Below are 3,982 nucleotides of genomic sequence, written 5' to 3'. Positions count from 1 at the left end.
CGGCCGAAGTCCGCGGGCCCGGGCCATCGCGCGGGCGCGGGCGAGGGCCTCGGCAGCAGCGACCGACGCATCCGGGATGAACTCCTCCGGATCGGGCAGCACGTCTTCGTCGGGGTCCATCACTCCTCCCGGGGCCCGATGGAGCCGCGGGTCACGGCCAGGGTCCGGCCGCTTAGGCCCGCCGGGATATCGGCCTCGACCGCGGCGGTGATCAGCACCTGCTCGCAGTCGGCAATCAGCGCGGCCAGCCGTTCGCGGCGCCCCGAGTCGAGCTCCGCGAAGACATCGTCGAGCACCAGGACCGGATCGGTCCCCAGGTCGTGCCGCAACAGTGCGTAGGCCGCGAGCTTGAGCCCTAGGGCAAAGGACCAGGACTCGCCGTGGCTGGCATACCCCTTCGCGGGGAGCTCACCAAGGGTCAAGAGCAGATCGTCGCGATGGGGCCCGACGAGCGAGACACCGCGGTCGATCTCGTTCTCCTGCAACGCGATCAGCGTCTCGGCGAAGCCGGCCATCAACTCCTCGACACTGGGCACCTCACCGGCCGCGATGGCCGCGGCCCATGGCTCGGCGAGCGACGACCGATAGCTGAGGAGCGCCTGACCGTCCTCGCCGCTGACCGTCGCATACGCCGTGGTGAGGTGGGTGCCGAGATCGCGGACGAGACGCAGGCGGGCATACAGCAATTGCGCGCCGAAGCCGGCAAGGCTCGCATTCCACACGTGCAAGGTATGCAGCGCGCTCTCGCGTTCGCTTGCCGCGCTCACGCCCTCGACCGGTCGCGCCCGGCGGCCGCGGCGAAGCACGGGGGCAGCGGATTTCAGCAGGGCATTGCGTTGCTTGAGGATGCGGTCGTAATCCGCGCGCACACCGGCCCAGCGCGGTTGCCGCTGGACGAGGAGGTCGTCGAGAAATCGCCGGCGCGCGGCGGGGTCGCCCTTGACGAGGGCGAGATCCTCGGGAGCGAAGAGCACCGAACGCAAGGTCCCGAGGACCTCGCGGGGGCGCCCGACCGGCGAACGACCCAGGCGGGCACGATTGGCCTTGCCCGGGTTGATCTCCAACTCCAGGAGGGTCTCGCGGGCGTCGCGCACGATGGCACCGCGCACGATGGCCTGGCTCGCGCCGAAACGCACGAGCGGAGCGTCATTCGCGACCCGATGGCTCTCCAGGCTCGCGAGATAGCCGAGGGCTTCGGCGACATTGGTCTTGCCCTGCCCGTTGGGCCCGAGGAGCGTGGTCACTCCCGGGCCCAACGCAACCTCCGCGCTCGGATAGCTGCGGAAGTCGATCAGGCTGAGGTGCCGGACATGCACCGGTGCAGCGTATGCGCTGGATCCGTGCCCTTAGGCGTCGGTCTTCTTCTGGGCGGCCTTCTTGGCGGTCGCCGAGCGCTTCGTCGCGGTCTTGGCCGCCTTCTTGGCGGTCGAGACGGACGTCGCTTGCTTCGCGGCGGCGGGGCTTGCCGCCTTTTCCGCGCCACCGCGCAGCGCGTTGCCCTCGGCGATCGTCATGACCTTGTGGCCACCGAACTCGCCGCGCAGGGCGGATACGGCCTGCATGGTCGGGCTGATCGCCTGGCGCGAGGCGAAGCGGGCAAAGAGCGAGGAGGAGATGACGGGCATCGGCACATCGAGCGCGATGGCCTCCTCGACCGTCCACTTGCCCTCACCGGAGTCGACCGTGTAGTCGGAGACGCCCTCGAGGCCGGGATTCTTCTCCAGCGCATCGACCATCAGATCGAGCAGCCAGGACCGGACGACAGTGCCGCGCGACCAGGCCTTGAAGGCCCCGGGCACGTTCTCGACGATGTCCTTCTTCATCAGCAACTCGTAGCCCTCGGCATACGCCGCCATCAGGCCGTACTCGATGCCGTTGTGGACCATCTTGGTGTAGTGCCCGGCGCCGACTTTCCCGGCGTGCACGAAACCCTCGTCGCGCGGGCCCTCGGGGCGCAGCGCGTCGAAGATCGGCATCGCCCGGCGGACATTGGTGGCGGTGCCGCCGACCATCAGGCCATAGCCGTTCTCGAGGCCCCAGATGCCGCCGGAGACACCGCAGTCGAGATAGCCGATGCCCTTGGCCTTCAACAACTTTTCGTTCTCGAAGTCGTCGGTGAATCGACTGTTGCCGCCGTCGATGACGAGGTCGCCCTTCTCGAGCAGGTCGCCGAGCTTGGCGACGGTCTGCCGAGTGATCTCGCCGGCCGCAACCATGGTCCAGACGACGCGCGGGGCCGGCAACTGCTTGACCAGTTCGGCGAGCGACTTGACGTCGGAAATGTCCGGATTGATGTCGTAGCCGATGACCTCATGGCCGGCGCGGCGCAGCCGCTCGCGCATATTGCCACCCATCTTGCCCAACCCGATCAAGCCCAGTTGCATGTGCACCTCTCCTGACGTCAATTGCTCGCGCGGGCGCGCGCGTGGGTCACACTCTAGTGACGCCGTGCCGAGCAGGCCGCGGCGTGCTTATGAGGTGAGGCGGACCGGCTGCAGGACGTAGCGGTAGCTGACGTCGGGTGACCCGTCCTCCTCCGACTGTCCGGAGATCATCGCCGGCTTCAGCGCTGCCGTGAAGGACAGGTGGGCATAGGGCGTATGGAGTGCCCCCAACCCGTCGAGCAGGAAGGCGGGGTTGAAGGCGACATCGATATCCGCACCATCGAGGCGAGCCTCGACGGCCTCGGACGCCTGCGCGTCGTCGCCGGTGCCGGCCTCGATGTCGACCTGGCCCTGGCTGAAGCGCAGGCGCACGGGCGTATTGCGCTCGGCCACGAGTGCGACGCGCTTGACGGCTTCGATCAGGTCGGCGGTCTTGACGACGGCCTCGATCTCGCTGCTGCTGGGGAAGATCTTGGCGACCTTGGGGTATTCGCCGTCGAGCAACCGGGAGGTGCTGTGTCGCTGGCCGGCCTCGAAGCCGACGAGCCCGTCGCCACCGGCGGCCGAGCCCAGCGCGATGGCCACCGAGCCGCCCGAGCCGAGCGAACGCGCCATCTCCGAGAGGGTCTTGGCCGGGATGAGCGCGATATGCGAGGCGTCGGACGAGCTGGGATTCCACGTGAACTCGCGCATGGCGAGCCGGTAGCGGTCGGTGGCCAAGAAGGTGACCTTCTCGCCCTCGATCTCGACGCGCACGCCGGTCAGGATCGGCAGGGTGTCGCCCCGGTCAGCGGCGATCGCGACCTGGCTGACCGCCTGGGTGAAGGTGGCTCCGTCGATGGTGCCGCTTGACTCGGGCTGGGTCGGCAGGGTCGGGTAGTCCGAGGCCGGCATCTGCAGCAGAGCGAAGCGGGAGGAGCCGCAGTTGACCAGCACCTTGGATCCGTCGGTGCTGACGTCGACCGGCTTGTCCGCGGGGAGATTGCGCGAGATGTCAGAGAGCAGTCGCCCGAGCACCAGCACCGTGCCGGGCTCGGAGACCTCCGCGCTGACCGTGATGCGCGCCGAGACCTCGTAGTCGAACGCCGACAGGGTCACCGTGCCGTCGGTGCCGGCGTCGATGAGCACCCCGGCGAGCACCGGGACGGCCGGTCGCACCGGCAGGCCACGGGCTACCCAGGTCACCGCTTCGGCAAGAACATCGCGCTCGACACGGAACTTCACTTCGCCAACCACCTTTGGATTGCGGCAAGAGCTGCCGTGGCGAGCGACCGCCCGCCATAGGAATGCTGACACTATCCGAGGCCCCCGCCTCCTGCGTAGTCACGGCGATCTCCACATCTGGTGCGCGGGGCCGAAAAAGCCACTGGATCAATTGTCGTCATCGTCATCGCGGGTGTGGATGCTGTGGATCGTCGCCGAACGCGCAGGTCAGCGGCGGTTGCGGACCGTGGATGACCGGTGGATCGACAATGGGGACGAGCAACGCGACGTGGGGATTCACACGGGCGTCCCCAGGCGGGCATACGGGCTGGGGAGGACACGCGCAGGACGGTCCCCACGTCATCATCAGGCGCGCTGGGCTTGTCCACACCGAC

3 protein-coding genes are annotated in these 3,982 nt (G+C 68.4%); all 3 read right to left on the bottom strand.

The annotated features are described in order from the left end of the window. Positions 1–119: 119 nt before the first annotated feature. A complete protein-coding gene (recF, locus tag PKH97_RS14550; RefSeq protein ID WP_324388286.1) occupies positions 120–1,316 on the bottom strand; it encodes a DNA replication/repair protein RecF in 1,197 nt (398 codons plus the stop codon). A gap of 30 nt (positions 1,317–1,346) precedes the next feature. Continuing rightward, positions 1,347–2,384, bottom strand: a complete 1,038-nt coding sequence (gene gnd, locus PKH97_RS14545) for a phosphogluconate dehydrogenase (NAD(+)-dependent, decarboxylating) (protein ID WP_324388285.1) — start codon at positions 2,382–2,384, stop codon at positions 1,347–1,349. Positions 2,385–2,471: 87 nt separating this feature from the next. Beyond that, on the bottom strand, positions 2,472–3,608 hold the full coding sequence (gene dnaN / locus PKH97_RS14540; protein ID WP_324388284.1) for a DNA polymerase III subunit beta: 1,137 nt from the start codon (positions 3,606–3,608) through the stop codon (positions 2,472–2,474). Positions 3,609–3,982 lie beyond the last annotated feature (374 nt).

This window comes from Nostocoides sp., assembly GCF_035343835.1.
In the GTDB taxonomy this organism is placed as follows: Bacteria; Actinomycetota; Actinomycetes; order Actinomycetales; family Dermatophilaceae; genus Nostocoides_A; species Nostocoides_A vanveenii.
The sequence above is the reverse complement of the archived record's forward strand: the minus strand, read 5'-3'. Positions and strand labels throughout refer to the sequence as shown.